Annotated in this window: 30 protein-coding genes and 1 tRNA gene; 13 read left to right on the top strand and 18 right to left on the bottom strand. The window is 61.5% G+C overall.

Annotation, left to right across the window (positions count from 1 at the left end; all coding sequences use genetic code 11):
- Nucleotides 1-82: 82 nt before the first annotated feature.
- The gene (gene htpX / locus ABZ728_RS01540; RefSeq protein ID WP_366653836.1) at nt 83-952 is read right to left on the bottom strand and encodes a zinc metalloprotease HtpX; all 870 of its coding nucleotides are present in this window, start codon (nt 950-952) and stop codon (nt 83-85) included.
- Nucleotides 953-1,114: 162 nt separating this feature from the next.
- On the opposite strand from htpX, the gene ABZ728_RS01535 reads away from it, so the two are divergent.
- From ABZ728_RS01535 to ABZ728_RS01525, 3 genes are all read left to right on the top strand, one after another.
- Nucleotides 1,115-1,315 (top strand): succinate dehydrogenase assembly factor 4, encoded by a 201-nt coding sequence (locus ABZ728_RS01535; protein WP_366653835.1) that lies wholly within the window; start codon nt 1,115-1,117, stop codon nt 1,313-1,315.
- Between the two features lie 255 nt (nt 1,316-1,570).
- Nucleotides 1,571-1,948, top strand: a complete 378-nt coding sequence (gene pyp / locus ABZ728_RS01530; protein WP_366653834.1) for a photoactive yellow protein — start codon at nt 1,571-1,573, stop codon at nt 1,946-1,948.
- A gap of 4 nt (nt 1,949-1,952) precedes the next feature.
- Nucleotides 1,953-3,155, top strand: coding sequence for an AMP-binding protein (locus tag ABZ728_RS01525; protein ID WP_366653833.1), 1,203 nt, complete (start codon nt 1,953-1,955; stop codon nt 3,153-3,155).
- A 9-nt stretch (nt 3,156-3,164) separates the two neighbouring features.
- Here the strand turns inward: ABZ728_RS01525 and ABZ728_RS01520 are convergent, their stop codons facing one another.
- Together ABZ728_RS01520 and ABZ728_RS01515 are read right to left on the bottom strand one after the other, a co-directional pair.
- Nucleotides 3,165-4,487, bottom strand: coding sequence for a class I SAM-dependent methyltransferase (locus tag ABZ728_RS01520; protein ID WP_366653832.1), 1,323 nt, complete (start codon nt 4,485-4,487; stop codon nt 3,165-3,167).
- Between the two features lie 42 nt (nt 4,488-4,529).
- Nucleotides 4,530-5,594, bottom strand: a complete 1,065-nt coding sequence (locus ABZ728_RS01515) for an asparaginase (RefSeq protein WP_366653831.1) — start codon at nt 5,592-5,594, stop codon at nt 4,530-4,532.
- A 204-nt stretch (nt 5,595-5,798) separates the two neighbouring features.
- Between ABZ728_RS01515 and ABZ728_RS01510 the strand changes: the two genes are divergently transcribed.
- Nucleotides 5,799-6,326 carry an RNA methyltransferase gene (locus tag ABZ728_RS01510; protein ID WP_366653830.1) on the top strand — a complete coding sequence of 176 codons (528 nt, stop codon included), beginning with the start codon at nt 5,799-5,801 and terminating at the stop codon, nt 6,324-6,326.
- Between the two features lie 15 nt (nt 6,327-6,341).
- Here the strand turns inward: ABZ728_RS01510 and ABZ728_RS01505 are convergent, their stop codons facing one another.
- Both ABZ728_RS01505 and ABZ728_RS01500 read right to left on the bottom strand, forming a co-directional pair.
- A complete protein-coding gene (locus ABZ728_RS01505) occupies nt 6,342-7,031 on the bottom strand; it encodes a ChrR family anti-sigma-E factor (protein ID WP_366654339.1) in 690 nt (229 codons plus the stop codon).
- Nucleotides 7,032-7,139: 108 nt separating this feature from the next.
- On the bottom strand, nt 7,140-7,736 hold the full coding sequence (locus tag ABZ728_RS01500; RefSeq protein WP_366653829.1) for a sigma-70 family RNA polymerase sigma factor: 597 nt from the start codon (nt 7,734-7,736) through the stop codon (nt 7,140-7,142).
- Between the two features lie 331 nt (nt 7,737-8,067).
- On the opposite strand from ABZ728_RS01500, the gene ABZ728_RS01495 reads away from it, so the two are divergent.
- The 5 genes from ABZ728_RS01495 to ABZ728_RS01475 all read left to right on the top strand — a co-directional run bounded on the left by ABZ728_RS01495 (nt 8,068) and on the right by ABZ728_RS01475 (nt 11,911).
- Nucleotides 8,068-8,610: an invasion associated locus B family protein gene (locus ABZ728_RS01495; RefSeq protein WP_366653828.1), complete on the top strand. Its 543-nt coding sequence runs from the start codon at nt 8,068-8,070 to the stop codon at nt 8,608-8,610.
- A gap of 135 nt (nt 8,611-8,745) precedes the next feature.
- The gene (gene rlmN / locus ABZ728_RS01490; protein ID WP_366653827.1) at nt 8,746-9,945 is read left to right on the top strand and encodes a 23S rRNA (adenine(2503)-C(2))-methyltransferase RlmN; all 1,200 of its coding nucleotides are present in this window, start codon (nt 8,746-8,748) and stop codon (nt 9,943-9,945) included.
- On the top strand, nt 9,942-10,232 hold the full coding sequence (locus tag ABZ728_RS01485) for a hypothetical protein (RefSeq protein ID WP_366653826.1): 291 nt from the start codon (nt 9,942-9,944) through the stop codon (nt 10,230-10,232). The genes rlmN and ABZ728_RS01485 overlap by 4 nt, the downstream gene beginning before the upstream one ends.
- 4 nt (nt 10,233-10,236) lie before the next feature.
- Entirely contained in the window at nt 10,237-10,500 is a 264-nt protein-coding gene (locus tag ABZ728_RS01480; RefSeq protein WP_366653825.1) for a hypothetical protein, read from the top strand.
- 181 nt (nt 10,501-10,681) lie between these two features.
- Nucleotides 10,682-11,911: an argininosuccinate synthase gene (locus tag ABZ728_RS01475; RefSeq protein WP_366653823.1), complete on the top strand. Its 1,230-nt coding sequence runs from the start codon at nt 10,682-10,684 to the stop codon at nt 11,909-11,911.
- Nucleotides 11,912-11,928: 17 nt separating this feature from the next.
- Here ABZ728_RS01475 and ABZ728_RS01470 read toward each other — a convergent pair whose 3' ends face one another.
- The 3 genes from ABZ728_RS01470 to ABZ728_RS01460 all read right to left on the bottom strand — a co-directional run bounded on the left by ABZ728_RS01470 (nt 11,929) and on the right by ABZ728_RS01460 (nt 13,396).
- Nucleotides 11,929-12,660, bottom strand: coding sequence for an NnrU family protein (locus ABZ728_RS01470; protein ID WP_366653821.1), 732 nt, complete (start codon nt 12,658-12,660; stop codon nt 11,929-11,931).
- Between the two features lie 61 nt (nt 12,661-12,721).
- On the bottom strand, nt 12,722-13,090 hold the full coding sequence (locus ABZ728_RS01465) for a DUF167 domain-containing protein (RefSeq protein ID WP_366653820.1): 369 nt from the start codon (nt 13,088-13,090) through the stop codon (nt 12,722-12,724).
- Between the two features lie 9 nt (nt 13,091-13,099).
- Nucleotides 13,100-13,396 (bottom strand): YggT family protein, encoded by a 297-nt coding sequence (locus ABZ728_RS01460; RefSeq protein WP_366653818.1) that lies wholly within the window; start codon nt 13,394-13,396, stop codon nt 13,100-13,102.
- Nucleotides 13,397-13,618: 222 nt separating this feature from the next.
- Here ABZ728_RS01460 and ABZ728_RS01455 point away from each other — a divergent pair.
- Nucleotides 13,619-13,694, top strand: a tRNA-Ala gene (locus tag ABZ728_RS01455).
- A 313-nt stretch (nt 13,695-14,007) separates the two neighbouring features.
- On the opposite strand, the gene ABZ728_RS01450 is transcribed toward ABZ728_RS01455, so the two are convergent.
- The 5 genes from ABZ728_RS01450 to ABZ728_RS01430 form a co-directional block, all read right to left on the bottom strand.
- Complete coding sequence (locus ABZ728_RS01450) at nt 14,008-14,997, bottom strand: cation transporter (RefSeq protein ID WP_366653817.1); 990 nt, start codon at nt 14,995-14,997, stop codon at nt 14,008-14,010.
- Nucleotides 14,998-15,241: 244 nt separating this feature from the next.
- The gene (locus ABZ728_RS01445; RefSeq protein WP_366653816.1) at nt 15,242-15,784 is read right to left on the bottom strand and encodes a hypothetical protein; all 543 of its coding nucleotides are present in this window, start codon (nt 15,782-15,784) and stop codon (nt 15,242-15,244) included.
- A complete protein-coding gene (locus ABZ728_RS01440; RefSeq protein ID WP_366653815.1) occupies nt 15,738-16,256 on the bottom strand; it encodes a hypothetical protein in 519 nt (172 codons plus the stop codon). The genes ABZ728_RS01445 and ABZ728_RS01440 overlap by 47 nt, the downstream gene beginning before the upstream one ends.
- Before the next feature lie 198 nt (nt 16,257-16,454).
- Nucleotides 16,455-17,513 carry a hypothetical protein gene (locus tag ABZ728_RS01435; RefSeq protein ID WP_366653813.1) on the bottom strand — a complete coding sequence of 353 codons (1,059 nt, stop codon included), beginning with the start codon at nt 17,511-17,513 and terminating at the stop codon, nt 16,455-16,457.
- A 2-nt stretch (nt 17,514-17,515) separates the two neighbouring features.
- Nucleotides 17,516-18,286 carry a CsgG/HfaB family protein gene (locus ABZ728_RS01430; protein ID WP_366653812.1) on the bottom strand — a complete coding sequence of 257 codons (771 nt, stop codon included), beginning with the start codon at nt 18,284-18,286 and terminating at the stop codon, nt 17,516-17,518.
- A 135-nt stretch (nt 18,287-18,421) separates the two neighbouring features.
- Between ABZ728_RS01430 and ABZ728_RS01425 the strand changes: the two genes are divergently transcribed.
- A complete protein-coding gene (locus ABZ728_RS01425) occupies nt 18,422-19,066 on the top strand; it encodes a hypothetical protein (protein ID WP_366653810.1) in 645 nt (214 codons plus the stop codon).
- Nucleotides 19,067-19,324: 258 nt separating this feature from the next.
- On the opposite strand, the gene ABZ728_RS01420 is transcribed toward ABZ728_RS01425, so the two are convergent.
- Nucleotides 19,325-20,101, bottom strand: a complete 777-nt coding sequence (locus ABZ728_RS01420; protein WP_366653809.1) for a response regulator transcription factor — start codon at nt 20,099-20,101, stop codon at nt 19,325-19,327.
- A 628-nt stretch (nt 20,102-20,729) separates the two neighbouring features.
- Here ABZ728_RS01420 and ABZ728_RS01415 point away from each other — a divergent pair.
- The gene (locus ABZ728_RS01415) at nt 20,730-21,344 is read left to right on the top strand and encodes a hypothetical protein (RefSeq protein ID WP_366653808.1); all 615 of its coding nucleotides are present in this window, start codon (nt 20,730-20,732) and stop codon (nt 21,342-21,344) included.
- Between the two features lie 140 nt (nt 21,345-21,484).
- Nucleotides 21,485-21,916: a DUF305 domain-containing protein gene (locus tag ABZ728_RS01410; protein WP_366653807.1), complete on the top strand. Its 432-nt coding sequence runs from the start codon at nt 21,485-21,487 to the stop codon at nt 21,914-21,916.
- 96 nt (nt 21,917-22,012) lie between these two features.
- Here the strand turns inward: ABZ728_RS01410 and ABZ728_RS01405 are convergent, their stop codons facing one another.
- From ABZ728_RS01405 to ABZ728_RS01390, 4 genes are read right to left on the bottom strand one after another with little or no spacing between them, the layout of a single operon-like run.
- Nucleotides 22,013-22,744 carry a fumarylacetoacetate hydrolase family protein gene (locus ABZ728_RS01405; protein ID WP_366653806.1) on the bottom strand — a complete coding sequence of 244 codons (732 nt, stop codon included), beginning with the start codon at nt 22,742-22,744 and terminating at the stop codon, nt 22,013-22,015.
- Nucleotides 22,744-23,496: an ABC transporter permease subunit gene (locus ABZ728_RS01400; protein WP_366653805.1), complete on the bottom strand. Its 753-nt coding sequence runs from the start codon at nt 23,494-23,496 to the stop codon at nt 22,744-22,746. The genes ABZ728_RS01405 and ABZ728_RS01400 overlap by 1 nt, the downstream gene beginning before the upstream one ends.
- A gap of 4 nt (nt 23,497-23,500) precedes the next feature.
- Nucleotides 23,501-24,331: an ABC transporter ATP-binding protein gene (locus ABZ728_RS01395; RefSeq protein ID WP_366653804.1), complete on the bottom strand. Its 831-nt coding sequence runs from the start codon at nt 24,329-24,331 to the stop codon at nt 23,501-23,503.
- Nucleotides 24,328-25,155: an ABC transporter permease gene (locus ABZ728_RS01390; RefSeq protein ID WP_366653802.1), complete on the bottom strand. Its 828-nt coding sequence runs from the start codon at nt 25,153-25,155 to the stop codon at nt 24,328-24,330. Before ABZ728_RS01390 ends, ABZ728_RS01395 begins: the two co-directional genes overlap by 4 nt.
- Between the last annotated feature and the right edge of the window lie 51 nt (nt 25,156-25,206).

The raw sequence follows: 25,206 nt of genomic DNA, 5'->3' as shown, positions 1-25,206 counted from the left end.
AAATTAAGCATCCTCGGCCCGATCGGCAAAATAACCCCCGAATTTCCGCATGGCCCGTCCCGCCAAGCCCCGCTCGCCGGCGTTAGCCCCAGGGGCGGCGGCTGGCTGCTGGTGAACCGGCCCCGGCCATGGCCCGCAACGCCGCCACCCGGTTGGCCGTGGCGGGGTGCGTCGAGAACAGGCTGTCGTAGCGATGGGCGTGCAGCGGATTGATGATAAACATATGGGCGGTAGCGGGGTTCCGCTCCGCGACATTGTTGTCGATGCGCTTGGCCAGGACGTCGATCTTTTCCAGCGCACCGGCCAGCCATTGCGGACGTCCGCAGATCTCTGCGCCGATACGATCGGCTTCGTATTCGCGGGAACGACTGATGGCCATCTGGACCAATCCGGCGGCCAGCGGCGCCAGGATCATCATTGCGATGACGCCGACGATGCCGAGGGGATTGTTGCGGTTGCCACCGAAGAAGATTGCGAAATTCGCCAGCATCGATATCGCGCCTGCGAAAGTGGCGGTAATGGTCATGATGAGAGTGTCGCGGTTCCTGATATGCGCGAGCTCGTGGGCCATGACACCGGCCACCTCTTCGGTCGACAGCGCGCGCAGCAGCCCTCTTGTCGCCGCTACGGCGGCGTTTTCCGGATTCCGCCCCGTGGCAAAGGCGTTCGGCTGCTCGGTTTCGATGATATAGACGCGCGGCATGGGCATGCCCGCGCGCTCGGTCATCTGGCGGATCATGGGGACCAGGCCGGGGGCGGTCCTGTCATCGACCTCCCGCGCGTTGTGCATGCGCAGGATCATGCGGTCGGAGTTCCAGTAGCTGTAGACATTCATGCCGGCTGCGACCAGAAGGGCGAGAATCATACCGGCCTCGCCGCCCAGCATGAACCCGACGCCCATGAACAGGGCCGTCATCGCAGCCATCAGGATCGCCGTGCGGACGTATCCCATTTTTATTTTCGCTCCAATGGTTGGCGGGTTTGACAACCCGAGATGTGGGCAATGGCCGGATGGCTTCAAGGCAGCGTTGATATCGTACGATATGGTTGCGCCCGCCCAGGCCGGCCCTATTTCCTTATCATCGAAAGAGGCTGAAATCGGGACGGAGTGGAAATGATGAGCGGTCGAAGTGGCCTGAGTGGGGAAACGCGTGGCAGCGCGGATGACAAACCGGTCAAGGAAACCACGACGCCGGCGGCTGAGCCGCGCGGTCGCGGCGCACCGCAGAAACCGGGGGAGCGCGGCGGCGGCAAAGGCCCCGAACCGACCCGCTACGGCGACTGGGAGGTCGGCGGCCGCTGCACCGATTTCTGAGCGCCAGCGATGGCCGTGCCGGAGGACGTCGGCTATTGCGGGGAATCCGGCGCGAGAGCCGTGTTCGGCTGCGCGCCGCCCCTTGTCCTTTCAGGAATGGGCGCTATCTCGATTGGCCGAGAGCATCCCTGCCGAAATGCAACGGTCCATTGCGGTACTTCGAAGTAGTGAAACGATGAAAAATTAACGTTCTTGAAAGAAATAGAGCATACAATTTTGTTCTGGAATGGCAAAATCAGAACGGGAAAAGAAGAGATGGATGTCGTTAAATTCGGTGCCGACAATATCGAGAACACACTTGCAAAGATGGGCGACCGCGATCTTGATAAATTGGCTTTCGGCGCTATTCAACTGGATAAAACCGGTAAAATTCTGAATTATAACAAAGCTGAAGGTGAGATAACCGGTCGCAAACCTGAAGAAGTTCTTGGGAAGAACTTCTTCACGGATGTGGCGCCGTGCACGAATAGCAAAGAGTTCTACGGTCGATTCAAGACCGGTGTCGATTCGGGGAAACTGGAGACGATGTTCGAGTACACGTTCGATTACCAGATGAAGCCGACAAAAGTTAAGGTCCATATGAAGAAAGCCGTCGTCGGCGACAGCTATTGGGTTTTCGTGAAGCGGTTATAATTTCATGCTCAGCCGCGATGCGTATCGTCAGGTGGTCCGGCATGTGGTGGCTGCCGAGTTATCGGGGGGGCGGGGCGCGTCGTTTCGGGAAACGGAACGACGTTTACAATCCAACGAGCCCCTGAACGGCGACCTGATCCAGGCCGACTCGCTGGAAATCGTTTCCGCCGCGACCGCCGTCAACATGTTCTTCCGCCTGCACGAAGCAGGCGGCGAGGACTATCTCCTTCGGCGCCTGACGATGGATGCATGGGCGGAGGTCGTTGCGGCCTCGGCGGTTGCCGGCCTGTCAGGCGTCACCTTTCGGTCCGGCGGTACGACCGGTGCCCCGAAACCGATTTTTCAGTCGATGGCCGATCTGACCGTCGAAGCTGAGCGACTGGCCGAACTCGTCGGGCCGACGCGCCGCGTCCTGTGTCTGGCGCCCCTTCATCATATCTATGGGTTCCTTTGGGGGGCGTTGATCGCGGACTGCCTGTCAGCGGAATTGATCGCTGACTCCTCTGCACAGGACATCGTGATGCGCGGAGCCGTCCCCGGCGGTGTGGCATCCAGAGACCTCATCGTGGCCGTCCCCGTGCAGTGGGGTCATGTGGCATCGGCCGTTTCCGGTCTGCCTGCCGAGGCCACGGGCGTCACTTCCACCGCGCCTGCTGATCCCGTCGTGATCCATGCGCTCAGGCGGCGGGGGCTGGGCCGCATGCTGGAACTGTACGGATCGTCCGAAACCGGAGGAATCGGGTGGCGCGACGCGCCGGAAGACCCTTACCGACTGCTGGGTCACTGGACCCGGTTGGATGCCGATCGCCTGCGTCACCAGTCGGGCCGGGTGGCCGTTCTTCCCGATCGGGTCGAATGGCAGGGCGCCGACCGATTGCTGCCGATCGGCCGCCGTGACGGTGCCGTTCAGGTCGGCGGCACCAACGTCTATCCCGCGCAAATTCGTGACCGGCTTAGAGATCATCCCGCTGTTGCCGACTGCGCGGTCCGCCCGACCGATACCGGCAGCGGCTTGCGCCTCAAGGCCTTTGTCGTTCTGGCCGATGAGGGGGGCGAGGCCGATTCCGATGTGCCGACGGCGATACGCCAATGGGTCCGGGAGGCATTTTCGACCGCCGAGCGGCCGGTCAGCCTGACTTTCGGCGACCACCTGCCCACGAACGAGATCGGCAAACTCGCCGACTGGCCGGTCGACGCTGCGCCCTGATAAGTCGTGCTATCCGGCGTCTGTCCCGGCTGCGCGCAGATGCAGCCGCCCGATGCCGGCGAAACCGTCCACGACGGCGGCCATATCGCGGTCGAACGTGTCCCGGTCGAGCCGGCCGCCCCGTGACGCCGCGATGTCGTCGAACAGGGCGTCGATGGTCCGCATGCCGTCGATGCGCGACAGGATGGCGGGTCCGAGCGCCGGAATGGACACCGACAGCCGCAGCCCCGCAATCGTGATGCCGAGAGGCGTTCCCGGCCGGGTTGCCTTGGCGATCTCCTTGCCGTCATTGTCCTTCAGAACCGGCACCATGTCACCGGTGGGTCGAGCCTGTCGGCCCTGGGTCTCGCCTGCGCGGGCGAGATAGGCGATATGGACTTTCAGGCCGCCAGCGATCTCTTCGGCCAGTGCCGCCTGCTCGCGCAGCGGCAGATCCTGCCATCGCTGTTTCAGCCCGGCATCCGGCAGCAGTGCCGCCGGATCATAGGCCGCGGGGAGCATCATCGTGACCGGCTCCAGACCTGCGCCGCTGATGAGGTCGAGAAACGCCGGAACGGTATAGGACCGGTCGCGGCTGTGCAGCAGCAGGTCGTACAACCCGGCATCGGAGATCTTGTGGTCGCCGACGAACGGATTGAGCTTCAGCCAGTTCGAGGGCGGCAGGGCGTTCAGCACCCGGCGTGCCGCCTTGACCGCGTCGGCTGGCGTCAGATCGCGGATGCCCATGCGGTCAAGGGCGGATTGCAGGGTGTAGACGCCGGTGCGACCGTATGTGCCGTAGACCATGATGCCCATGCCGCCGCCGGGGGCGAGCCGGTCGCGCAGCGCGCCAAGGCAGGCTGTCGGATCGCTCAGGTGATGAAGCACACCGCAGCAGTCGATGTAGTCGAACTGCGCGTCGTCGGGCAGCGGCAGGTCGGGCAGGCCGCCCTGGAGAAACGATATCCGGTCGTCCAGGCCTCGGCGGGCGGCGCGCTTGCGCGCGACTTCCCCGGCCGCCGACGAGGGGTCGACATAGGTGAATCGGGCGTCGATACCGGCATCGGCGCACTGTTGCGCCAGCATGATCAACGCATCGCCCGTGCCGCCGCCGGCGACCAGCACGCGAAAGGTTTCGCGCCTCCGGGCGAGCTGGCCGCCGAAGAGGTGGTGATCGACTTCATGCAGATGACTGGGCGAACCGGTCACCAGCCGTTTGTCTTCGTCGGCGGGCCGTCGCTCGGGATACGGCAGCGATTCGTATTGCTGCCGGATGCGGTCGTCGCCCGTACCGGTTCGCGTATCGGCATCCGATCCGCCAACTCCGTGCGGTTTGCTGTCCGATGGTGTCATCGTGCGCTGCTCCTGGTCTGCGCGGCTCCCGTCATGGCGTCCTCAGGAAAAAGCGGCCTTCAGCGACTCCGCGAATTCCGCGGTCGGCGTCAGGCCACCCACGCTAATGCCGTTCCAGTTGCTCAGCGTCGGCGCGGCAAGTGACCGGATTTCGGGGTCGTTTCGGTCGACGGCGCCCAAAGCGGACAGGATCGCGGCCATGACGACCGAGGCGGCGCGCTCGGCCCCGTCTTCGATCTTGACAGCGACGGCGATGCGGCGTCCGGGCACGATCGCGCAGGAAACCCCCTCCGCCCCGGCCTTGGTCAATGCCCGTCCTTGCGCGGCCGTCATGAGGCGGGTGTCGAAGCGGCCGGTTCCGGCGACGAGGTCGGGATGAGCGCCCCACGCTTCGACGATCCGGCGGCAGGCCCGGCCGTGTGCGGTCGTGTCGTCGGCCCCGTGTGCGTCGAGGCGGGCGAGGGCCAGGGCGATATTTCGCAGAGGCAGCGCATGGGCGGGGATCGAACACCCGTCGATGCCCCAGGGTCGGCCGTCGGGATCGATGTCGGTCATGGCCTGCATGTGCCGGCGGACCAGGGCCTGAATGGGATGATCGTGGCGGGTATAGCCGCGATGGTCGATGCCGAGATGGACCGCCGTGGTCAGAAAGCCGACATGCTTGCCCGAACAATTGTTGTGGGCCGCTGTCGGTGACGTGCCTGCGGCCACCAGCGCGTCGGCGCTGTCCCGGTGCATGGGCGGCTGGGCGCCGCATTCCAGATCGGCGACGGTCAGCCCGATGCGGCCGAGCCAATCGATTGCGCGGCGGGCATGCTTGTCTTCGCCGCCATGGGAGGCACAGGCCAGGGCGATATCGGCCGCCGAAAGGCCGAAAGCCTCGACGGCGCCGCTCTCGACCAGGGCGAGCGCCTGCAGCGACTTGATGGCCGATCGCGGCATCACCGACAGGTCGGGCTCGCCCCAATGGGCCAGCAGGCCGCCATCGGCGTCGATGACCACGGCGTGGCCGCGATGGCCGCTTTCGGCGAACGGCCCGCGCAGCACGTCAACGAGAAGGGGGGCGACGGGTCGGGAATCCGGAGAAGAAGAAGGGTCGGTCGGCATCGGATACTCCAGGTGACAGCGTCGTTCCGGATGGCCAGGAAACGCGGATACGAGACATAAAGGACCCGACGGCGTATGACCAGAGGCCGAAGCAGTGGCCGATGGCGCGCGGTTCTGCTATGCCGCGTTTCACTTTCTTCAGACGGGGCCTTTCCGGTGCGGACGGGCGTCCGACAAGATCGATCGACGGGAGAACGGAGAAGCATGCGAGGCTATTTCGGAATCGGGGTGGAACGAATCAGCAAGGCGGCGAATGTCGGTGCGCTGCTGAGGACGGCGCATGCCTTCGACGCCAGTTTCGCCTTTACCGTGGACCGACAGGTCGATGCTTCGGCCTTTCGGCAGGCCGATACGTCCGAGGCCAGCCGGAACATGCCGCTTTATGCTTTTGCGGATGTGGAAACCATGACCCTGCCGCAGGGCTGCGAGGTCGTGGCCATCGAACTGCATGACGATGCGGTGGACCTGCCCAGCTTTCGCCATCCGCGCCGGGCGGCCTATCTGCTGGGGTCCGAGCGGGGCGGTCTGTCGGAACCCCTGATTGCCCGCGCCGATCACATCGTCCGCATTCCGACGCGGTTCTCGATCAATCTGTCCCTTGCTGGCGCCCTGGTGATGTACGACCGCCTGATCACGCTCGGCCGTCATGCGCCGCGGCCCGAACGCGCAGGCGGCCCGACCGAGGATCTGCCGCCGCATGTTCACGGTGGCCAGATCACCCGCAAGCGATAGTTCGGGCCTTTGCCGTCAGAACTTGACGAACGGGTTCAGGAATCGCGTGAACCGGCCGGTCAGCTTCAGCGGCGCATCGGTTACGACGAAGCACAGGCAATCTTCCTCGTCACCGGCCACAGGCTGATGATCGACGTCGTCGTCGTGAATGGCGACGTCACCCCGTCCGAAAGCGCCGCGTTCGTCGGAGAACGACCCCGAAAGAACGATCGTCATTTCCGATCCCGCATGGGTGTGCTTCGGCATTTGCGTGCCGGCCCTGATCCTCAGCAGGCGGGCCTTGCGTTTTGAGTCGCCTTCTCCGATCGGCACCGATACCTCGTCCAGGCCGCGCATGACCGACTTCCAGGGCAGCGCTGAAATCGGTTGGTCCAGATAGTCGCGCAGTGGCCGGGGAATGATCCGGGCGGTTGCGTCATCGAGATTCCCCGGCAGAACCGGGCCAGCCCGGGCAGTGATCGGTGCCCCTTCGCTCTGCTCATCCGAACTTTCATCGCCGGCGTCGATCCGGGCCATCAAGGCGTCGAAGGCATCTTCGCCGCACTCTGCCGGCCCGACCGATTCAAGAAATGCGCCGCCGATTTCCTCCAGTTCCTCGATCCTGCGACGGCACTGCGGGCAGAGCGCGAGATGCGCAGCAACAAAAACGGCTTCCGGTTCCGACGAGGTTCCGGCGGCATAATCCATTAGTATCTCGTCCTGAATATGATGGGATGGACCGGCTGCTTTGTCACACGGCGATCTGCCGATCCCCTCTGGAGTGATCCCCTTCGGAGCAGTCCCCTGTCTGGTGTCCCGATCCGCCATCGTTCTCTACTCGTCCTTCAACTGCTTGCGAAGCCGTGTCATCGCTAATCTGATCCGCGATTTCACCGTTCCAAGAGGCAAAGAACACAGCGATGCGATTTCGCTGTGCGGTTTGTCCTCGAAGAATGCCATGCGGAGGAGAGCCCGCTGCTCCTCCGGGAGGGTTTCAATCGCGGCACGAACGCGTTCGGCGTCCTCACCTTCCTCGAATATACGGTCGGCAGGCGCCACCGGATCAGGAACGAATGCCGGATCTTCAAAATCAATCTGCGGACGCCGCTGGCGCCGAATGCTGTCGATCCGCTTGTTGCGGGCGATGGTGAAGATCCATGTCGACGCCGATGCAAGGCGCCGGTCGAACAGGGCCGCCCGCCGCCAGACCGTGATCATCACTTCCTGCGCCACCTCTTCGGCCTGGCCGGCATCGCTGCCGGACTGCATGAGATAGGATTTGATGCGGGGGGCGAAATGCGCGAACAGCGCCTGAAACGCCTGACGATCCTGACATGCGCCCACGGCTTCTATCAGACGGTCGAGCGGCTTTGCGCCGCGCCCCGCAGTGTCGGTTGCTTCAGGGGTGTCGAATCCGTCAGACGCCGTCATTACCTTGGCCAATCGTTGTGCCCGGACGTTGAGCCCGGCCGGTCATTGAAAAGCAAATAGCGGCACGCGACAAGCTTCGCCCCGGTGCATCGCATCCCGAAATGCGCGGATTGCCATCGTTGGGCGACGCCGGAACGGAAAATGTCATCAAATTACCTGAATTCCCGTCACCCCGGCTGGTATGGTGCCGGGGCCTTTCTTCTGGCGTTGCGGCATGAAAACCCTATAGTGTCGGCCAGAGAATCGGTTCCGGCGCTCCCCGACGGGCAATGGAAATCGGATCACGATCAGGATTGCCTCCCAACCAGGAATATCAAGGACGGCTTACGCAATGCGGTTCGGCTTCGCGCTCTCGATGGTTGTCTTCGCGGTTTTCGCTGTGTCCCCCGGGCTCATGCCGGTCGTCGGTACGTCGACGGCACAGGCCCAGGACGTCAGCTACATCAACACGCATCGCGATTGGCATGCGTTTCAGACGACGGAGAACGGCAACCGCGTCTGCTACATCGCCAGTCAACCGACCGACGAAGAAGGCGATTACAGCCAGCGCGGTGACGTGTATGTGCTGGTGACCCACCGCCCCTATCAGGACTCCCGGAACGAGATAAGCTTCATAACGGGCTATACATATCAGTCCGACAGCGAAGTCACCGTTTCGGTCGGCGACGAGACTTTCACGCTGTTCACGCACCAGGACACGGCCTGGGCCTATGATGCGGAAACCGACACGCGTCTGGTTGACGCCATGCGTGCCGGTCTCAATATGGTGGTCCGGGGACGGTCCTCGCGCGGGACACTGACGACTGACACCTACAGTTTGCTGGGGTTCACGGCGGCGCTGGAAGAAATCGACCGCGCCTGCGCCCCGACCTGAATTCGGTCGGCGGGCCGGATGGGCCGGCCGATCTACGCCAGGGGCTCATGAGATGCCCAGTAGCGTGCCGGGACCAACCGTCCTGGCGCGCTTGCGTCATTTTTTGAACGACTCCTTTTGAGGAACAGCCCTGTCATGGGACTCGAATCGCACAGCAGCATGTTTGCGCCATTGCCGCCCCGGTCGGACGGCCGCCGGAATCTGGTCGGCCTGTCGAAAGCCGAGATCCATGATGCCGTTCTCGAAATGGGCGAGAGTGCGTTCCGGGCGAAGCAGCTCTGGCACTGGATCTACTATCGCGGCGTTACCGATTTCGAAGCGATGACCAACCTTGCAAAGCCGTTGCGCACCCGTATGGCGGAGCGATTCGTCATCGAACGTCCGACCGTGGCGCGCGCGCTGGAAAGCTTTGACGGAACGCGTAAATGGCTTCTGCGGCTTGCCGACGGACAGGAAGTCGAGGCCGTTCATATCCCCGAAGACGATCGCGGTGCGCTTTGCGTTTCATCCCAGGTCGGCTGTACGCTGAATTGCCGGTTCTGTCATACGGGCACACAACGTCTCGTGCGCAATCTGGAGCCGGCCGAAATCGTCGGACAGGCCATGCTGGCGCGCGACGCGTTGAACGAATGGGGCATCCCGCACGAAGACAGGCGCTTCACCAATATCGTCATGATGGGCATGGGCGAGCCCCTGTATAACTATGACAACGTGGCAAAGGCGCTGTCGATCCTGATGGATGGCGACGGATTCGCCATGTCGAAACGCCGGATCACTCTGTCGACATCGGGCGTGGTTCCGATGATGCGGAAATGCGGCGAGGAACTGGACGTCAATCTGGCCGTCTCGCTGCATGCGGCCCGCGACGACCTCCGCGACGAACTGGTGCCGCTCAATCGGAAATATCCGATCGCGGAACTGCTGGACGCTTGCCGTTCCTATCCCGGCACGAGCAACGCGCGCCGCATCACATTCGAATACGTCATGCTGAAGGGTGTGAACGACTCCGCGGCCGACGCACGGGAGCTGGTTCGACGCCTGGACGGACTGCCGGCCAAGGTCAATCTGATCCCGTTCAATCCGTGGCCGGGCGCGCCTTATGAATGCTCGACACAGGACCGGATTCGCGTATTCGCGGAAATCCTGATGAATGCCGGATATTCAAGTCCGGTCCGGGCCACGCGCGGTCAGGACATCATGGCGGCCTGCGGGCAGCTGAAATCCGACAGCGTTCGCCAGCGGCGGCGCGTGATTGACAAGACCGCGCCCGAAGCCTCTTCCCCCGACGTTTCGGTGCCGGAAGGCGCGCCGGCAGAACTGTCGCAAGCGCAATGATCGACGCAGTGGCGCTATTCCTGCGGACGCCGGAGGGCAGCGGCATCCTTATCGGGCTGCTGACGGTCTGGCCGTTCTGGCGCATCTTCCTGCGCGCGGGGCTGAAGCCCTGGTGGTCGCTGCTGGTCTTTCTGCCGTTGATCGGCATTGCGGCCGTCCTGGCGGCATTGTGCCTGCAGCGCTGGCCGGTTGTCCGCCCCGGCGGCGTGGCGCATCCGCAGGGCGCATCGCCGGCCCTGCGCCATCAACTGACGACCGCCGGCGTACCGGCTCCGACGCGCGAGTAACACCATGGGCGAGGCAATACTGGGTCTGCCGCTATGGGCGGCGTTGACCATTTACGGCACGGCATTGGCGGCGATGATGGGCTTCGGCGCCTTCGTGCTGGTGCGGGTCGGCCGCAGCCCGCTTTGGGTTCTGTTGTTGCTGGTGCCGTTTGTCCAGCCATTGGCGATCTGGATTTTCGCGTATTACCGGTGGCCGCGCATCGAGGACCCGGAAGGTTGGGTCGACCGCCGCGACAATCCGTGGAAATACACCGCACCGCGCTCCTGACGGTCCCCCGACACCCACCTGTCGGGCAACAGTGTCTGTTGACACAACATCCGCCTCCATCCCATTCCCGGAGACGCGAAGCGTCACCCGGGATCCAAACGCCCTGCGAGAACGCTTGCCCGCCATCGGCCGGCTAATTAAGGTGCGCGAAATCCCCCGCGTCCTACAAAAGGTGCATGGCATGGCTGCGGCCAAAAAAGGCGAAATCAAGCGTGTGGTGCTGGCCTATTCGGGCGGCCTCGATACGTCGGTCATTCTTCACTGGCTGAAGGACACCTACGACTGTGAGGTGGTGACCTTCACCGCCGATCTCGGCCAGGGCGAAGAGCTGGAACCCGCCCGCCGCAAGGCCGAACGATTCGGCATCAAACCGGAACACATCTTCATCGAGGATGTCCGCGAGACTTTCGTCCGCGACTATGTGTTTCCGATGTTCCGCGCGAATACCCTCTACGAAGGCACCTATCTGCTCGGGACCAGCATCGCCCGCCCGCTTATCGCAAAACGACAGATCGAGATCGCGCATCAGGTCGGTGCCGATGCCGTGTCCCATGGCGCGACGGGCAAGGGCAACGACCAGGTCAGGTTCGAGCTCGGCTATTACGGCCTCGACCCCCACATCAAGGTCATCGCGCCCTGGCGTGAATGGGATCTGAACAGCCGGACGAAGCTGCTCGCCTATGCCGAAGATCGGCAGATCGAGATCACCAAGGACAAGCGCGGCGAGCCGCCGTACTCGACCGACGCCAACCTGCTGCACATCTCCTACGAGGGCCGTGCGCTGGAGGATCCGTGGGTCGAGCCGGCCGACGACATGTTCACGCGGTCGGTCAGCCCCGAGGCAGCGCCGGACAAGCCGACCTATATTACCGTCGGCTTCGAGAAGGGCGACGCCGTCGCCATCGACGGCGAAGCGTTGTCACCGGCTGCGCTCCTGACCCGGCTGAATACTCTGGGCGGCGACAACGGCATCGGCCGGCTCGATCTGGTCGAGAACCGGTTCGTCGGCATGAAGTCCCGCGGGGTTTATGAAACACCGGGCGGCACGGTCCTGCTGACGGCGCACCGCGCGATGGAAAGCATCACGCTCGATCGTGACGCGGGGCATCTCAAGGACGAACTGATGCCGCGCTATGCGGAGCTGATCTATAACGGGTTCTGGTTCTCGCCGGAGCGCGAGGCGCTTCAGGCGCTGATCGACAGCACGCAGCAATCGGTGACGGGCGAAGTGCGGCTCAAGCTCTACAAGGGGACCGTAACCGTTGTCGGCCGGCGCAGTCCCGTCAGCCTCTATAATCTGGACTATGTGACCTTCGAGGAAGACGACGTTTACGATCAGCGCGACGCCGCCGGCTTCATCAAGCTGAATGCATTGCGCCTCAGGTTGAACCGGCTGCGCAGCGGGTCCTGAGTGCACCGGCGCTGCGCTCACCCATAGGGTGCGACGCCGAACAGCCAGGAGTGGCTGAAGAAGACGACCCCATAGACAATGACCACGATCATCAGCCGCTGCGTCCCGAACTCGCGCGCAGCGGCTGCGAAGCTCTGCCGCCGCTGCGCGATCGCCAGGAATGGCAGATTGGACGACGACAGCTCGATCGGGGCGAATGCCGCGCCGCGCCGCCGCCGGGTCTTGTGATCGATGGCAATCGTGCCGACGGCGGCGACAAAGGTCATGGTGCCGAAAAAGATCAGAGACCGCGCCGTCGGCACCGCGATGATGTGGGATACGGCCCAGAGCATGATGCCCCACAGGACCGGGTGCCGCGTGATCCGGAGCACGCCCGTCAGCGGCTGCAATTCATCGATGTGATGTTCGCCGCCGACGGCGGTGGGATTGGGCATGGTCAGGCCGCCGACCAACAGGATCACGGCAATCGGATGCGCCACGGCCGTCACGGTCGGCCCCAGCGAACCGGTGTCGAACAGCCAGGGTCCTGCCGAAGCCGCGCGATAGGCTAGGACCATCAGCACGACGAGAGCGGTCGCGATCGCGGAATAGAGCAGGCGATAGCCGCGCTCGCCCAGTTGATCCGAAAGAAAATCCCGAACAGCCTGGGTGGCCAGTCCGAAATGGGTCAGAACGAAGAGCGTCGACAGTATGGCCAGAGTGGCCAGCGCGTCTTGCCCTGTTCCGATCCAGGCGGGGCTGGCTATCATGCGTCGCGCTCCATGGCGAATCCTGTCCGTTCGTCGTTGGCCCGTGGTTGGGGGCGCCCGGTCAACATGGATTACGATCTTGCGCCAGTGCGCCCAGGCGGGCGGCCAATTGTCCGTCACCATCGAAGCCGGCGATCTCGATCTGCTTGTTCCGATCGGTCATGCCGGCGACGATGCTCAGTGCCGATTTGGGCAGCCCGAGCGCCTTGGCAAGAGACTTGATGACAGCGGCGTTGGCCGCGCCGTCGGACGGCGGGGCGGTGACCGCGATCCTGAGCCTGTGGCGCCCGTCGGCGTCGGCGACGACCCCGCCGAGCCGGTTGTTCGCCGCCTTCGCCGTCACCCTGAGATGCAGAATGGTACGACCGCCCCTCGCTTCGAGGCAGGGAATGCCGGTTGGCGAGGCTTCAATCGGGGGATGCGGCGTCATCCCACGACCTTAGAAGCCTACCGGACCAAGCAGCCCGTATTCACGCATCAGGTTGCGCAACAGGAAGATAAGCAGCAGCACTACCAGCGGGGACAGGTCTATGCCGCCCATATTCGGTAGCATGCGCCGGATCGGACCCATGACCGGCTCCGTCAGGCGCCAGATGATGTCGCCGATGATCGAGACGAAACGGTTGCTTGTGTTGACGATGTTGAAGGCCACCAGCCAACTCAGGATCACTGAAATGATGATCACCCAAGTGTAGAGACTAAGGATGGTATCGACGAGGAGAAAGAGGGATTGCATCGGCTATCCTTGCTGTTGGCCAAGCTGTCGGAAACTCTACCCGGTCCGACCCGGTGCGCAAGCTAGCCCGTTCGTTCCGGATCGACAAGAGCGGGCCTGATCCACTGGCCGGCTTTGAACTTTACCCGGCTCAGGCGCAACGATATCCGCTTGACACCATGGGGCGACCCGGACCATATTCCGCGCCGTCGCGGTCCGAAAGGCCGTGCATCCCAATCCGGCGGGGCCATAGCTCAGTTGGGAGAGCGCTAGAATCGCACTCTAGAGGTCAGGGGTTCGACTCCCCTTGGCTCCACCAATTTTTTCAAAGATTTAGCGGCGGAGACTCCAGCCGCCGTCGGTTCGAATGAATCGACAGGGCCCTGGAAATCCGGTCGCACGTGGCATGTGATCCGGAAAAACCATGGTTTTCAAGGACTTGGCGGCATGAGATTCAGGTGTCGCCGGTTGAGTCGAATCCACCGAGTTCCAGGGCTCCGGCAGCCCCTCGCAGATAATCCCGCGAATACCGTGCATTCACGCGCTATGTTGCCGACGTAGACGTGGGGCGAAGACACTGTGATATTTGGACATCGGGACGCCTGATTCTGCCATCCTGAACCGAGCCGAGTTTATCCTGCCGCGCCAGTTGTCACGGCTTGACCGCTTGAGTGTTGTCCAGCGTCCGTCGGTTCCGGCCCGATTGCCGCGTCAGAGGTGGGCGCCGAAACAATCGGCGGCATCGACCGCAATATGATGACCGGGTCCGTCCCCGGCAACTCCCGCTTTAATCCCTCCTCCATTTTGGCGGCAAAGTCTGATGCCTGCTGCATTGATTGTACCGGCGATAGAAAAACTTCGATCTCGACATGCGTCGTGTTGCCGGACCGCCGACTCCGGACACGGCCGATTTGTTCGTAACCGTCAATATTTGCCGCCAGCACCCGGTTAATTGCAAATTGCATCGCTTCCGGCAGAGACCGGTCGAGCAGATCGGGCAAGCTGCCCTTGATCATCGCGGCACCTGTGCCGATCATAATGGCGACTACCAAAAGCGTGCCGAGCTGTTCTGCCACGAGTGCACTTGATGGATCGTCGGCAATCATTGCGTAGCTTACCGTTAGAACGACGATAAAAGATGCCACCGTCTTTACCCAGCGTGACCAATACTGTGCGGTCATAATGACAGAATCGCCGCCACGGCTCGCTTTGTGTAAAAACCACAGCTGTGATGCATTGATGATCAGATTAACCGTAACGCTCGTGATGGAAAAAGCAGCTTGTCCGAATGTTCTGCTTTCTACGGGCTCCAGCCCGGTCAATCGCCAGAAGAGCAACGCCGCCGAGACGATCAGCAGGAATCCTATGACAACGGTTAACGATTGCTCCAATTTTCCGGCACCATAGTCATAGAGGCCTAATTGTCCACGGTGAATACGGCGAAGCGTCACAAGGGACGCAAGCCCGACGATGAGCAGCAGGCCCCCTCGCGTTGCTTCTGCCAGTATGGTAATGGAGCCTGCCCAGATTCCAATCACAATGTATAAGAATAGCATGGCGCCATCGAGACTTAGCGCCATGGTTAACGCTGATTCCCGGCGTTTTTGCAGTTCCTTTGACAAAAGCCCGCCCCACTTTTTTATTCTTCAGCCGTTCAACCGATCCGGTCCTTCGCCTCTTGTCCGATTATCCGTTCGGTCACCCGTATTAAACTCCGGCGACAACGTCTTTACAAGCGGCCCGTTGCTGACATGGGCATGGTTGTGCGGTGCCACCCCCAAATGTGCCGCCACGGCGATGCGGCGTCCACGGGAAAGGCCGCCGCAACTGGCGAAGTCGGGCCGGACGTGGATGACGGCACCGGTCTTATCGGGATTGGTCGAAACCCGAACCGGCAGTCTCTGATGTCTTGCCTGCCATTGCGGCCAGTCGCCATTTGAGAAAGGCGGCGTGGACCGGCTTTGCCCAGACCTCCACACTCCATGGGGCGATCGACCGGGCCAGCCTTTCCGCCGTCGCCACGGCGGATGTCGACGGGTGATCGGCCAGGATGGCCAGATGCCCGATCGATCGGGCCGCGGCGAGTTGGGGCAGAACGAACGCTGCATCGTGGTCCGGGCGCAACATGTCAACGATCGCTGCGAGAGGTAGAATCCGGCCAAGGTTTTCCGGTAGCCGCGGGCAAGCGGCGAGTCCGACCACCTCGGTGCCGGCGGCGGCTCCCACGGCGGTTACATAGTCGACGAAATGGGTATTATCGCCAATGAGCAGGATCGTCGGAGGGCTGCCGTCGTTTCTGGTGGCCGGCTGAGCGGTCATGATTCCGGCTGAATGCGCGTTCATCTCGACAAGCTCCAACGCGTCAATTGGCGCCTGTTCCATCATCGGTGTTGTCGTCGTCACCGCCATCGGTGTTGTCGTCGTCACCGCCATTGGTATTGGTGGCGGCGCTGCTGGTAGAACTGGTCTGACTGTCGACCGCGGCTTCGGTGTTGGCGGCCGATCCCTGATTGCCCTGGCTGTCCTGGTCGGTTGCCTGTTGGACGTTGCCGGTCGACCCATCTGAAAGGATCTGTGAAATCTCGTTCAGGTTGCCAATCGATGTCGATGAGCTGTTGTAGGTGTGGTTGTAGGTTTCGACAAACTGCTGCAAGGCGCCCATTCCATCGCCGCCGCTGGTTTCCCGGAGCTGACGATCGGAATGCTGGAATTGGGCGGACAGGCTCCTGTTGCGCGCCGTCGGGCTCCAGGGCTGCTTGCTCATCTGTTGCGCTTCTGCCGTCTGAACGGAGAGCGGCGTCGGCAGATGAAGCGCCGTCGCGCCGGCATCGGCGAGAAAAAGACCGCAGATGGCGCCGCAAAGAATGGTTATTGACCTCATTGTCATGTCTCCCATGGATCGTCATCTCCTGACCTGCGGGCCGCAATGGCGCGACCGGCCCGATCGGGAGAAATCTGAATTTCGGCCGAATGAAAAATACGGCCCGGAAAAACGGTCGGACGGAATGGGTTTCCCCATTCCGCCCAGCCTACCTTCACCCGATAAAGCCGCCTATCGAGTGCCGGATCCGAAAAAGACTTATTCGATCACAGGCGCTGATACGGTGATCGACTTGTTGTTGCCGACTGCGGTGGCGACCGAGTTGGTGATCGCCCGGTCGATCTCGCCGAGGTTGGTGTAGTTGTTCAGGTAGACGCCGCTAACATCCGACATGGCGTTGGTGTTGGCATACGAGAACTGAACCGCATCCCCGATCAGCAGGCGGTCGTCGCCTTCGGCGGCGACATCGACCGTCAGGTTGTTGACGACCGCAGTGGCCGAACTGTCGACGCTTGCGTTGTGTATGTTACCGACCTGGGAGTCGGCGTTGATTTCGGCCTGGTCCAGGATGCCGAGGATGGCGGCTGCGCCGAGCGTGCTGGCAGCGACCAGGTTGGAGTTCATGCCATCAGGGTCGCCGTCGACGCCATTGAAACCGTTGAAGTCGCCTGAGTCGCCGTTTCCACCGCCGAAGGCAAACTGGCCTTCATGCAGTTGGACCGAGGTGTCGGTTTCGATCGCCGTGTTGTTCGCCACGGCCGTGGCGGCGCTGATGACTTCCGGCAACTCGGTTGCGGCATCGAGCGAGTCGAGTTCAATGAACTCACCGTCAACTTCGACAACGATGGAGAAAACGCCGCTATCGTCGCATTCAGCAGTGCCCTGGCAAGTCAGCTCAAGAGGGTCAATTTCATTGCCGGCTTCGTCCAGGAATATGACGTCGTCAGCGGAGTCGAGAATTGTTGTGGAGCTAACTTGACCAGCGGCGAGGTCATCGACCTCCGTGGTCCAATTGAAATCGACTGTCGCTTCACCGTTGTTGTCGACACCGGCACTGGGCTGGTTGTTGAAGATGTCGTTGACGCTGCTGGTGGCCGTGTGGTCGCCGATCGAGACTTGCAGGTCTTCCAGCATGGTCATGCCGGTCGGGTTGAGGTCGACATTGATATCGACCGTCTTGGTGACGGTTTCGTCGATTGCGGCATTCCAGGTCCAGTTGACCTCGTCGAATGCTGAAGCGGGAACGGCGATGAGCGCGAGGCCCAGGGCGGCTGCGGAAACGCCGGCATACATGCCGAGTTTTTGTGAGACTCTCATAACTAGCTCTCCGATGTACGATTGCGATTGAGGGTTTCAGTAAAGAACTCGGTCTCGGCCAGTTCGCATTCAGGACTGGCGGGTAGTCCGAGGAAATCCGTCATGATCTGATGGGTTGCCATCTCCACGACGGACCGCACGCCGAGTTGAAGCGGTTCGTTTTCGATACGACCCGCGTCGAACTCGACGAGTTGGTCTCCGAAGAAGCGGAAGACATTGGCTTCCACTTCGTAGCCGGAAATCTGTTTTTGCAGCGTGGTCACATAGGGGACGTCGAAGGTGACGGGGTTCACGACCCTGAGGTCGAGGCCGACATTGATCACGACCGAACGTCCGCCCAGACCGGCGCCGCCGACATAAAGCCCGGCGCCCTGGCTGACGATGTTGTAGTTGAGCTCGGTTAGCGCGCCGAGCACGACGAAGTTCGACGGCCTGACAGTCGGGCTGTTCGGGTATGTCCGGGGCATGATGCCCTGGTTGACCATCTCGCGTTCGGCGAGCGGGATGCGCAGATCGAAGCGCTCGACCAGACGGACTTTGCGGGTGCGCCACATGGCACTCATGACCATTTCGGTCACGCCCTGCGTCAGCACCATGCTGTCACTTTCCGTGTCGCGCTGTCCGGTCTTGTCCAGGATTTCGCCGACCGTGAAGGTCGGGACATTGTCGCCGGGCAGTTCGGCAAGCTGCGCCAGGCACCGGGTGTACGGCGTATAATTCGATGTAACCGGGTACGAATAGCTTGGTTGTACACCATTGCTTTGTGTTGCCATCGAGCCGGCACAGCCGGATAGGAGCGCGCTGGCAATTATTGATGCGCTAATAGATTTGGTAATCATATCAACCTCTGTGCGGCTTATTTAAAACAGGGTGTGATTATTCAGTTACTACGAGAGAGTATCCATTTTATGTTTGTATTAATAGGCAACGAATGGCTATTTACGCTGGCATCGGATATAAAGGCATCCATCAAACAGGTTAGCGCCCCCCTTTGTGCGCATGAACCTAACTCCATTGATGAAGAAGCCGACAATCAGATGTCGATCTGGGCAATTCAGATGAAGATATTAGAGAAAGTTAGGAAGAAAGGTCTGTGCGGACGGTATATTTCGCTTTTTTGTCCGCAGAAACGTCAAAAAATGAATTTTCGATATTTGGTTTCGTCGGCTGAGGGCCGGATGCGATTATTTTTTATTGGGGGCCGCTATCGGAGCCCGCATTTAACAATGCGCCGTTTGAAGGACGTGGTTGTCCTCGGCCCAAGCGAAATGCGCGAGCCAGGGCCGGCCCTGGCGCATGTGGGGGCGGATGACAGGGTGATACTGGTGGGCGTGCCTGCCGCGAAAGGCGCCGGTGTTCCGAGCGAGCGTGGCCGGTTTGGGCGGCCGCGCGCGGTCGATGGCATGGCTGTTCCGGAGAATTACAAGGTGCCGCTCGGTGCGGTCAGCAACCTGGTGGCCAGCGGGTCTCTGGCAATTCCAGGAGATGTTGTGACCATTCTTGTCGAGTGTGCGGCATTTCGACGGTTGGGGGCGGTGCATTCGGGACGATGATCGACGGTCTCTATCGGTGTTGGCCGAGGGCCTGACCAATCAGCAGATCGCCGCCCCGGCCGATCGCAACCCCGGAATGGGGCTTGCTTGGCCTCGCCGGTCGTCCTTGTCCCTCGTCCGGGCTGGGTAGGGCGGCGCGGCGCAGGCGCACCCGCAAGTTTCAGAGATTGACGCTGGGAGTGAAGTCGTCAGGCGGGCGGTTGCCTGACAATCGACGCCGGCGGCCTGTGTTGATGGGCGCCACGCAGTTCGTCGACCCTAAACAATCGCCATGGTCGCAGTGGTCGCGGGTGAACGCGAAACGGAATCGGTGGCCGATTTCGGGTCATCACCCAGGACACGATCAAGCCCGTGATCCAAGGCCCAGATCGCCGCCTCGGTCCGGTTCCCGGTACCGGTCTTCTTGAATAGAATTCTCATGAGATCTTTGATCGTGTTTTCGCTAAGCTTGAACTGAACAGCAATGACCTTGTTTGGCTCGCCCCGTATCAAGCATCGCAGAATGTCCAATTCGCGGTCGGTAATCGATGCCGCAGCCTGCTTGGCCACCGGATTGCCCCGCTCGGAAAATTTCACACTGCCGGAAGTCAACAACGCTGCCAGTTCCGTTGGGAACACGATCTCTCCCATCTCCACCAATCGTAACGACTGGATCAGTGCATCGGCCGATAGGTCTTTCAGCAGGAATGCCTTTACCCCAGCGCGCAAGGCTACCATCAAGCCGTGGCTCTCAACGCGGGCGTTTATCGCTACGATTTGATAAGCACTGCCCATGGCGTTCAACTCGATGATGGATTTGAGGAAGTCCGGGTCATCATCGCACCAATTGACGATCAGAAGTCGTGGCTCCGACCGGGCGCGTCGAAGTTCCGGCATCACCTCGTCCAGACACCCGGCCCCCGCCACGATTCTGAACCTGGTCGCCTCGAACAAGTGTTTCATGCCTTCGCGAAAGAGGCGGCTTGGGTCGATAACCACAACACCCATCCCCTGCAATGGCCGCTCAATGTCAAACTCACGGCTCCCACTATCCATCAATGCCTCCTTGTACTTTTTGTGATTCCAAGTTGGTGCACGAACACCACGACCAACGGGTCAAGGCGCCGCTCGCATTCAGCGTGTGCAACTGCGGCGACGCGAGTGCCGTCGGCGCCAGCAAAAGATCTGGTTACGGTTGCCCGAACATGAGCAGTTCGGAAAAGCAGCCGCGCTGCGGCTCAAACAACAAGCGCGGAGAATCGGCCGATCGAAACAGGCCTGCGAAGAATTCCGAAATTTACGAAAATTGAGATCGCTGCCCGATGCGTGGCTGCGGAACTTATGCCAAATGCAAAGCCGTGTGTATCATCGGAATCTACTCAATTCGACTCAATGCGGTAAAATATCGAGAAATATAATTTTCTTCACGGACGTCATGTCCGGCCAGCGGAAAGAAGCAGTCTTTCCGGGGAGTCGGATAGCCCGGGGGAGCGCAAATTCAGCACATGCGTTCGACCGTGAGCTGCAGAAGCTCTGCGCATGGCCCAAGAACAGATCAACCATAGGTTGCCATAGTCGCGATGCTCTGCGATCATCGCTGATCGATTGCCTGGTCGATGCCGTGTGGTCATCGGTTCGGCCAGTTGCAATCGCCGGGAAAGCGGGAAAACATCGGTAGGGTGCCATGGGCGGGATCGTCAAGCAGGGCAAGTGGGGTGTGTGCGGCTTCGTGTCGGTACTGAACGCTCTGCACATGAACGGAAAGCTGAAAGAATTCGGCACGGAACTCGGTATCGAGTCCGTGCAGAAGAGGCTGGTTGCGGAGGTCATAACTTATCTAAAGGTACGAAATCTGCAGAACCCGACCATTACGAATGAAATACTTACATTTACCAAGAGTTTCGGTCATCCGTATAACAGGTATACCGGGGTCCCGGACCTGATCCGCCACCTTGAGCGTGAACTGAAAAGCTCGGCCCACGACACGGCCAGCGTCATCAATCAGGGCGGCATCGGCGTTGCCATGCCGACGAACGCGGTTGCCGATTACGCAGACTTCGCAGGCGCTCAGTGCTCGATAAAGAGAACTGTTCCGACATCCCTGTCGCAGGCGAGCCTGATAAAGCATCGCGAATGTGCCGTCGGCATCGGATATAATGGCGGGCTCAGGCATTGGGTCTATGTCGACAACAATGGTAATCTTTATAATTGGGGTTCCGTTCACGCTCTGGCCGACTCTTCTGCCAAACCGCCGAATCTCGACCGATTCTCGCATATCTATGGGGTTGTTCAACTGTAAGCGTGCGCCCTGCCGGAACTCTATCTGCTTCGAAATCGATCCGGAACCGATGGACCTGGAACTGGTTCTGCTTCCAGTTGAAGCAGCGATGAGGGAGCGCGCAGGGCATGTCGATGTCGTCTTATCCAAGATTCGCGGCCATGATCGCGACGTCTACCGTCGTGATGTATGGTTTGATGTATCTGAACACCTACCAGCTCGATCATGTCACCTTCAGCGAAACCCGCGCCTATATGGCGGTCATCATGGGGGCCACCATGGCGGTGGTCATGATGGCCTACATGATGGGCATGTATCCCAGCGCCGGCCTGAATATCGGCATCATGATCGGGGCCGTTATCGTCTTCGCGATCGCCCTCTATCTCGTCCGCAGCCAGCAGACCGTTGATGATGTCTCGTATATGAAGGCAATGATTCCGCATCATTCGATCGCCATCCTGACCAGCGAGCGTGCCAGGATCTCCGACCCGCGTGTGCGGGAACTGGCCGATGAGATCATCGAAGCCCAGCGCCGGGAAATCGATGAGATGCGCAATCTGATCGACGACCTGGAGAGCGGCGGAGCCGGTTGACGGCGCCCCGCCCGTAGCGCCCCACCAGATGGGAGAAGGCACGGGCAGGGGCAGGGGCCAGATAACTCAGGCGCCAGAAGCTCAGGCGCCAGAAACTCAGGCTACGGTGACACGCAGATCGCCGACGCCGTCGACATGGCCATGCAGATGGTCACCCCGTGCGACCGGTCCGACGCCCGACGGCGTGCCGGTCATGATGACGTCGCCCGGCTGCAGGGTGAACAGCTTTGACAGGATGGAGATCATCTCCGGCACTTTCCACAAAAGCTGTTCCAGGTCGCCGTTCTGCCTGGTCTCGCCGTTGACTTTCAGCCACACGGCGCCCTTGGCGGGATGGCCGATCTCGCTCGCCGGCACCAGCGGCGTGCAGGGGGCCGACTTTTCGAACGCCTTGCCGACTTCCCACGGACGGCCCAGCTTTTTCGCCTCGCCCTGAAGATCGCGGCGCGTCATGTCCAGGGCGACGGCATAGCCGTAGACGTGGTCGAGCGCGTTCTCAACCGGGATGTCCCGGCCGCCCTTGGCCAAAGCCACGACCATCTCGATTTCGTGATGAACGTCGCTGGAGGCCGGGGGGTACTCGAAGGTGTCCTCGCCGACAACGAGGTTGTCCGGATTCTTCTGGAAAAAGAACGGCGGCTCCTTGTCCGGATCGTGCCCCATCTCGACGGCGTGGGCGGCATAGTTGCGCCCGACGCAATACACCCGGCGCACGGGGAACCTGAGGTCCGAGCCGACGATGGGCAGGGACACGACCGGCGGCGGCGTGACCACATATCCGGACTCGTCATTGGTGGCGGCAGTTGCCTGGGTGGAAGTCGGGGTCATCAGCTTCTTTCTCCTGCATAGTATTCGATGCGGTTTTCGATACGCCCGACCAGACCGGCGAGCGTCAAGGCAAAGGTGAAGAGGATCAGTATCAGCGCCCAGAAATGCGACATCAGGAAGTTCTGGGAGTACAGCGTGAACAGGGCGCCCACGCCGATGATCGAGACAAGCAACTGGCCGATGACCACGCCCTTGACGCCGCGAATGACGCCAAGACGGATGCCGGCGAGGATCTCGGGCAAAGACGCGAGAAACACGATCTTGAAGCGTTGCCAGGGCGACGCGCCGAACGAGCGCGACATCTCGATCAGGGACGGCGACACATGCTGAACACCCGCGCGTGTGTCAAGCGCGATGATCCAGACCGCGAACATGAAGACGGTGACGACGACGGTCGGCGTGCCCATGCCGAACAGGATCATGATCACCGGGACCAGCGCCGACAGCGGCGCCGAGACGAAGATATTGACCCACATGTTGAAGATGCGATCGGCCGCCGGCACCAGACCCATCAGAAAGCCCAGAAAGACGCCGAAGACGATAGCCATGGCGAGACCGACGCAATAGGCATAGAGTGTGACGGCCATTGCGTTGGCGAAGCTGGACGAGGTCAGAACCTCGGTCATTGCCGCCAGCACATCGGTGAAGGGCGGAAACAGCATTACCAGTTCGAACCGGCCGATGATTTCCCAAAGCAGGATCCAGAAGATCAGGGACGCCATTTTGGGCAGCCTGTAGCCGAAGAGTGTCATGCGATTACTCCACGTAAAGCTTCAGCCCCTGCCAGATCTCCTCGACGGTATCGAGATAGACGGGGTCTCGGCGTATGGCTTCGGGGTCTCCGTCGTGCTGGGGAATGTCCGGATCGATGATCCGCGACACACGGCCCGGCCGGGGCGAGAGCAAAACGATGCGATCGGAGACGTAAACCGCCTCTTCGATTGAATGGGTGACGAACAGGAACGTCTTGTTCTCAACCTGGCGCAATCGCAGCAGATCTTCCTGGAATTTGCGCCGGGTCTGTTCATCGACGGCGGAGAACGGTTCATCCATCAGCAGAACATCGGCATCCACGGCCAGTGCCCGGGCAAGGCCGACCCGCTGGCGCATGCCGCCGGACAGTTCGTGGGGATACTTGTCCTCGAAGCCGCTCAGGCCGACTTCGGCCACGTAGTGCCGGGCCTTTTCCTCGCGCTCGCGCTTTGCCACGCCGCGCAGCTCCAGCCCGAAGGCGGCGTTGCGCAGCACCGTGGCCCACGGCATCAGGGCGAAATCCTGAAACACGAAGGCGCGGTCGGGACCGGGCCCGGCGACCGGCTGGCCCTTGACGAACACTTGCCCCCGATTGGGTTCCAGCAGGCCGGCAACGATCTTCAGCAACGTTGTCTTGCCGCAGCCCGAGGGGCCGAGCAGGCTGGTCAGTTCTCCCGCACCGAAAGTCAGATCGATGTCCTGCAGGGCGATGACGTCGGGGCCGAACGTCTTTGAGATGCCCCGGACCTCGATGATCGGCTGGGCCGAGGCGCCGGTGGCGGTGCCGCTGCCGGTTGAGGATCGGCTCGGGGGGCTGTCGACGGCGACGGTCATTTGGAACTCCGCTTTTCCGGTCGGAACAGTCTGGTCTCGACCATTTGCAGTATGGTCACCGTGATGACCGCGAATGCGACGATCGAGGCGATGACGGCGTACATATGAGCGTAATTGGCGACCGACCGGTGGAAGGTGATCAGATCGCCAATCCCCGTCGGCGTGATCAGCAGTTCCGCCAGCACAACGCCGCTGAAACCCTCGGCCACGCCCAGCCTGATGCCGGCGAACATCATCGGGCTCGCCGCCGGCAGAACGACCTTGACGATCTGCTGGCGCCGCGACCCCATGAAGGACCGACTCATGGCGATCAGGGACGGGGGAACATTGCGCACCGCCCGATAGCTGTTGATGGCGATCACCGGCAGCGCCAGCATCACGACGGCCAGCACCTTCGCCGTCAGGCCGATGCCATAGACGAAGGTGACCAGTGGTATCAGGGCCGCCATCGGGGCGGCCTGCATCACGATGAAGACCGGCAGCGAGAACCACTCCACATCCTCGCGCAGGCCCATGGCGACACCGGCGGTGATGCCGACGCCCAGCGAAAAGACCAGCCCGATGGCCAGCGGCTCCATGGTGCGGAGATAGGCCCAGCCCATGGTGCCGTCGGCAACCATGGACAGGAAGGCGACCAGGGTGTCGGAAAAGGGCGGGAAGGCGAAATTGAAGTCCAGCCGTCCGGCCAGTTCCCACGCGCCGAACACCATGGCCAGCGAGACGAGCCGCCAGAACAGCGACTGACCGGCTATTCGATGGCCCAGTGACGGCTTTCGGACGCCGCCGCCGCCGAGATTGGCGACTGTTCCATGTGCAGACGTCATGCACGTGGCTCCTTTCGAGAGTGCAAGCGGCGGCGCGCGGCCCGAGTTGCC

The organism is Fodinicurvata sp. EGI_FJ10296, from assembly GCF_040712075.1.
In the GTDB taxonomy this organism is placed as follows: Bacteria; Pseudomonadota; Alphaproteobacteria; order DSM-16000; family Inquilinaceae; genus JBFCVL01.
Note: the sequence above shows the minus strand (reverse complement) of the source record. Positions and strands in the feature narration are given on the sequence as shown.

Excerpts from the sequence above, each read along its gene's own strand:
- htpX (WP_366653836.1), bottom strand. The coding sequence starts at position 952 with ATGGGATACGTCCGCACGGCGATCCTGATGGCTGCGATGACGGCCCTG.
- ABZ728_RS01535 (WP_366653835.1), top strand. The coding sequence starts at position 1,115 with ATGATGAGCGGTCGAAGTGGCCTGAGTGGGGAAACGCGTGGCAGCGCG.
- pyp (WP_366653834.1), top strand. The coding sequence starts at position 1,571 with ATGGATGTCGTTAAATTCGGTGCCGACAATATCGAGAACACACTTGCA.
- ABZ728_RS01525 (WP_366653833.1), top strand. The coding sequence starts at position 1,953 with ATGCTCAGCCGCGATGCGTATCGTCAGGTGGTCCGGCATGTGGTGGCT.
- ABZ728_RS01520 (WP_366653832.1), bottom strand. The coding sequence starts at position 4,487 with ATGACACCATCGGACAGCAAACCGCACGGAGTTGGCGGATCGGATGCC.
- ABZ728_RS01515 (WP_366653831.1), bottom strand. The coding sequence starts at position 5,594 with ATGCCGACCGACCCTTCTTCTTCTCCGGATTCCCGACCCGTCGCCCCC.
- ABZ728_RS01510 (WP_366653830.1), top strand. The coding sequence starts at position 5,799 with ATGCGAGGCTATTTCGGAATCGGGGTGGAACGAATCAGCAAGGCGGCG.
- ABZ728_RS01500 (WP_366653829.1), bottom strand. The coding sequence starts at position 7,736 with ATGACGGCGTCTGACGGATTCGACACCCCTGAAGCAACCGACACTGCG.
- ABZ728_RS01495 (WP_366653828.1), top strand. The coding sequence starts at position 8,068 with ATGCGGTTCGGCTTCGCGCTCTCGATGGTTGTCTTCGCGGTTTTCGCT.
- rlmN (WP_366653827.1), top strand. The coding sequence starts at position 8,746 with ATGGGACTCGAATCGCACAGCAGCATGTTTGCGCCATTGCCGCCCCGG.
- ABZ728_RS01485 (WP_366653826.1), top strand. The coding sequence starts at position 9,942 with ATGATCGACGCAGTGGCGCTATTCCTGCGGACGCCGGAGGGCAGCGGC.
- ABZ728_RS01480 (WP_366653825.1), top strand. The coding sequence starts at position 10,237 with ATGGGCGAGGCAATACTGGGTCTGCCGCTATGGGCGGCGTTGACCATT.
- ABZ728_RS01475 (WP_366653823.1), top strand. The coding sequence starts at position 10,682 with ATGGCTGCGGCCAAAAAAGGCGAAATCAAGCGTGTGGTGCTGGCCTAT.
- ABZ728_RS01470 (WP_366653821.1), bottom strand. The coding sequence starts at position 12,660 with ATGATAGCCAGCCCCGCCTGGATCGGAACAGGGCAAGACGCGCTGGCC.
- ABZ728_RS01465 (WP_366653820.1), bottom strand. The coding sequence starts at position 13,090 with ATGACGCCGCATCCCCCGATTGAAGCCTCGCCAACCGGCATTCCCTGC.
- ABZ728_RS01460 (WP_366653818.1), bottom strand. The coding sequence starts at position 13,396 with ATGCAATCCCTCTTTCTCCTCGTCGATACCATCCTTAGTCTCTACACT.
- ABZ728_RS01445 (WP_366653816.1), bottom strand. The coding sequence starts at position 15,784 with ATGGCGGTGACGACGACAACACCGATGATGGAACAGGCGCCAATTGAC.
- ABZ728_RS01440 (WP_366653815.1), bottom strand. The coding sequence starts at position 16,256 with ATGAGGTCAATAACCATTCTTTGCGGCGCCATCTGCGGTCTTTTTCTC.
- ABZ728_RS01435 (WP_366653813.1), bottom strand. The coding sequence starts at position 17,513 with ATGAGAGTCTCACAAAAACTCGGCATGTATGCCGGCGTTTCCGCAGCC.
- ABZ728_RS01430 (WP_366653812.1), bottom strand. The coding sequence starts at position 18,286 with ATGGCAACACAAAGCAATGGTGTACAACCAAGCTATTCGTACCCGGTT.
- ABZ728_RS01425 (WP_366653810.1), top strand. The coding sequence starts at position 18,422 with ATGTTTGTATTAATAGGCAACGAATGGCTATTTACGCTGGCATCGGAT.
- ABZ728_RS01420 (WP_366653809.1), bottom strand. The coding sequence starts at position 20,101 with ATGGATAGTGGGAGCCGTGAGTTTGACATTGAGCGGCCATTGCAGGGG.
- ABZ728_RS01415 (WP_366653808.1), top strand. The coding sequence starts at position 20,730 with ATGGGCGGGATCGTCAAGCAGGGCAAGTGGGGTGTGTGCGGCTTCGTG.
- ABZ728_RS01410 (WP_366653807.1), top strand. The coding sequence starts at position 21,485 with ATGATCGCGACGTCTACCGTCGTGATGTATGGTTTGATGTATCTGAAC.
- ABZ728_RS01405 (WP_366653806.1), bottom strand. The coding sequence starts at position 22,744 with ATGACCCCGACTTCCACCCAGGCAACTGCCGCCACCAATGACGAGTCC.
- ABZ728_RS01400 (WP_366653805.1), bottom strand. The coding sequence starts at position 23,496 with ATGACACTCTTCGGCTACAGGCTGCCCAAAATGGCGTCCCTGATCTTC.
- ABZ728_RS01395 (WP_366653804.1), bottom strand. The coding sequence starts at position 24,331 with ATGACCGTCGCCGTCGACAGCCCCCCGAGCCGATCCTCAACCGGCAGC.
- ABZ728_RS01390 (WP_366653802.1), bottom strand. The coding sequence starts at position 25,155 with ATGACGTCTGCACATGGAACAGTCGCCAATCTCGGCGGCGGCGGCGTC.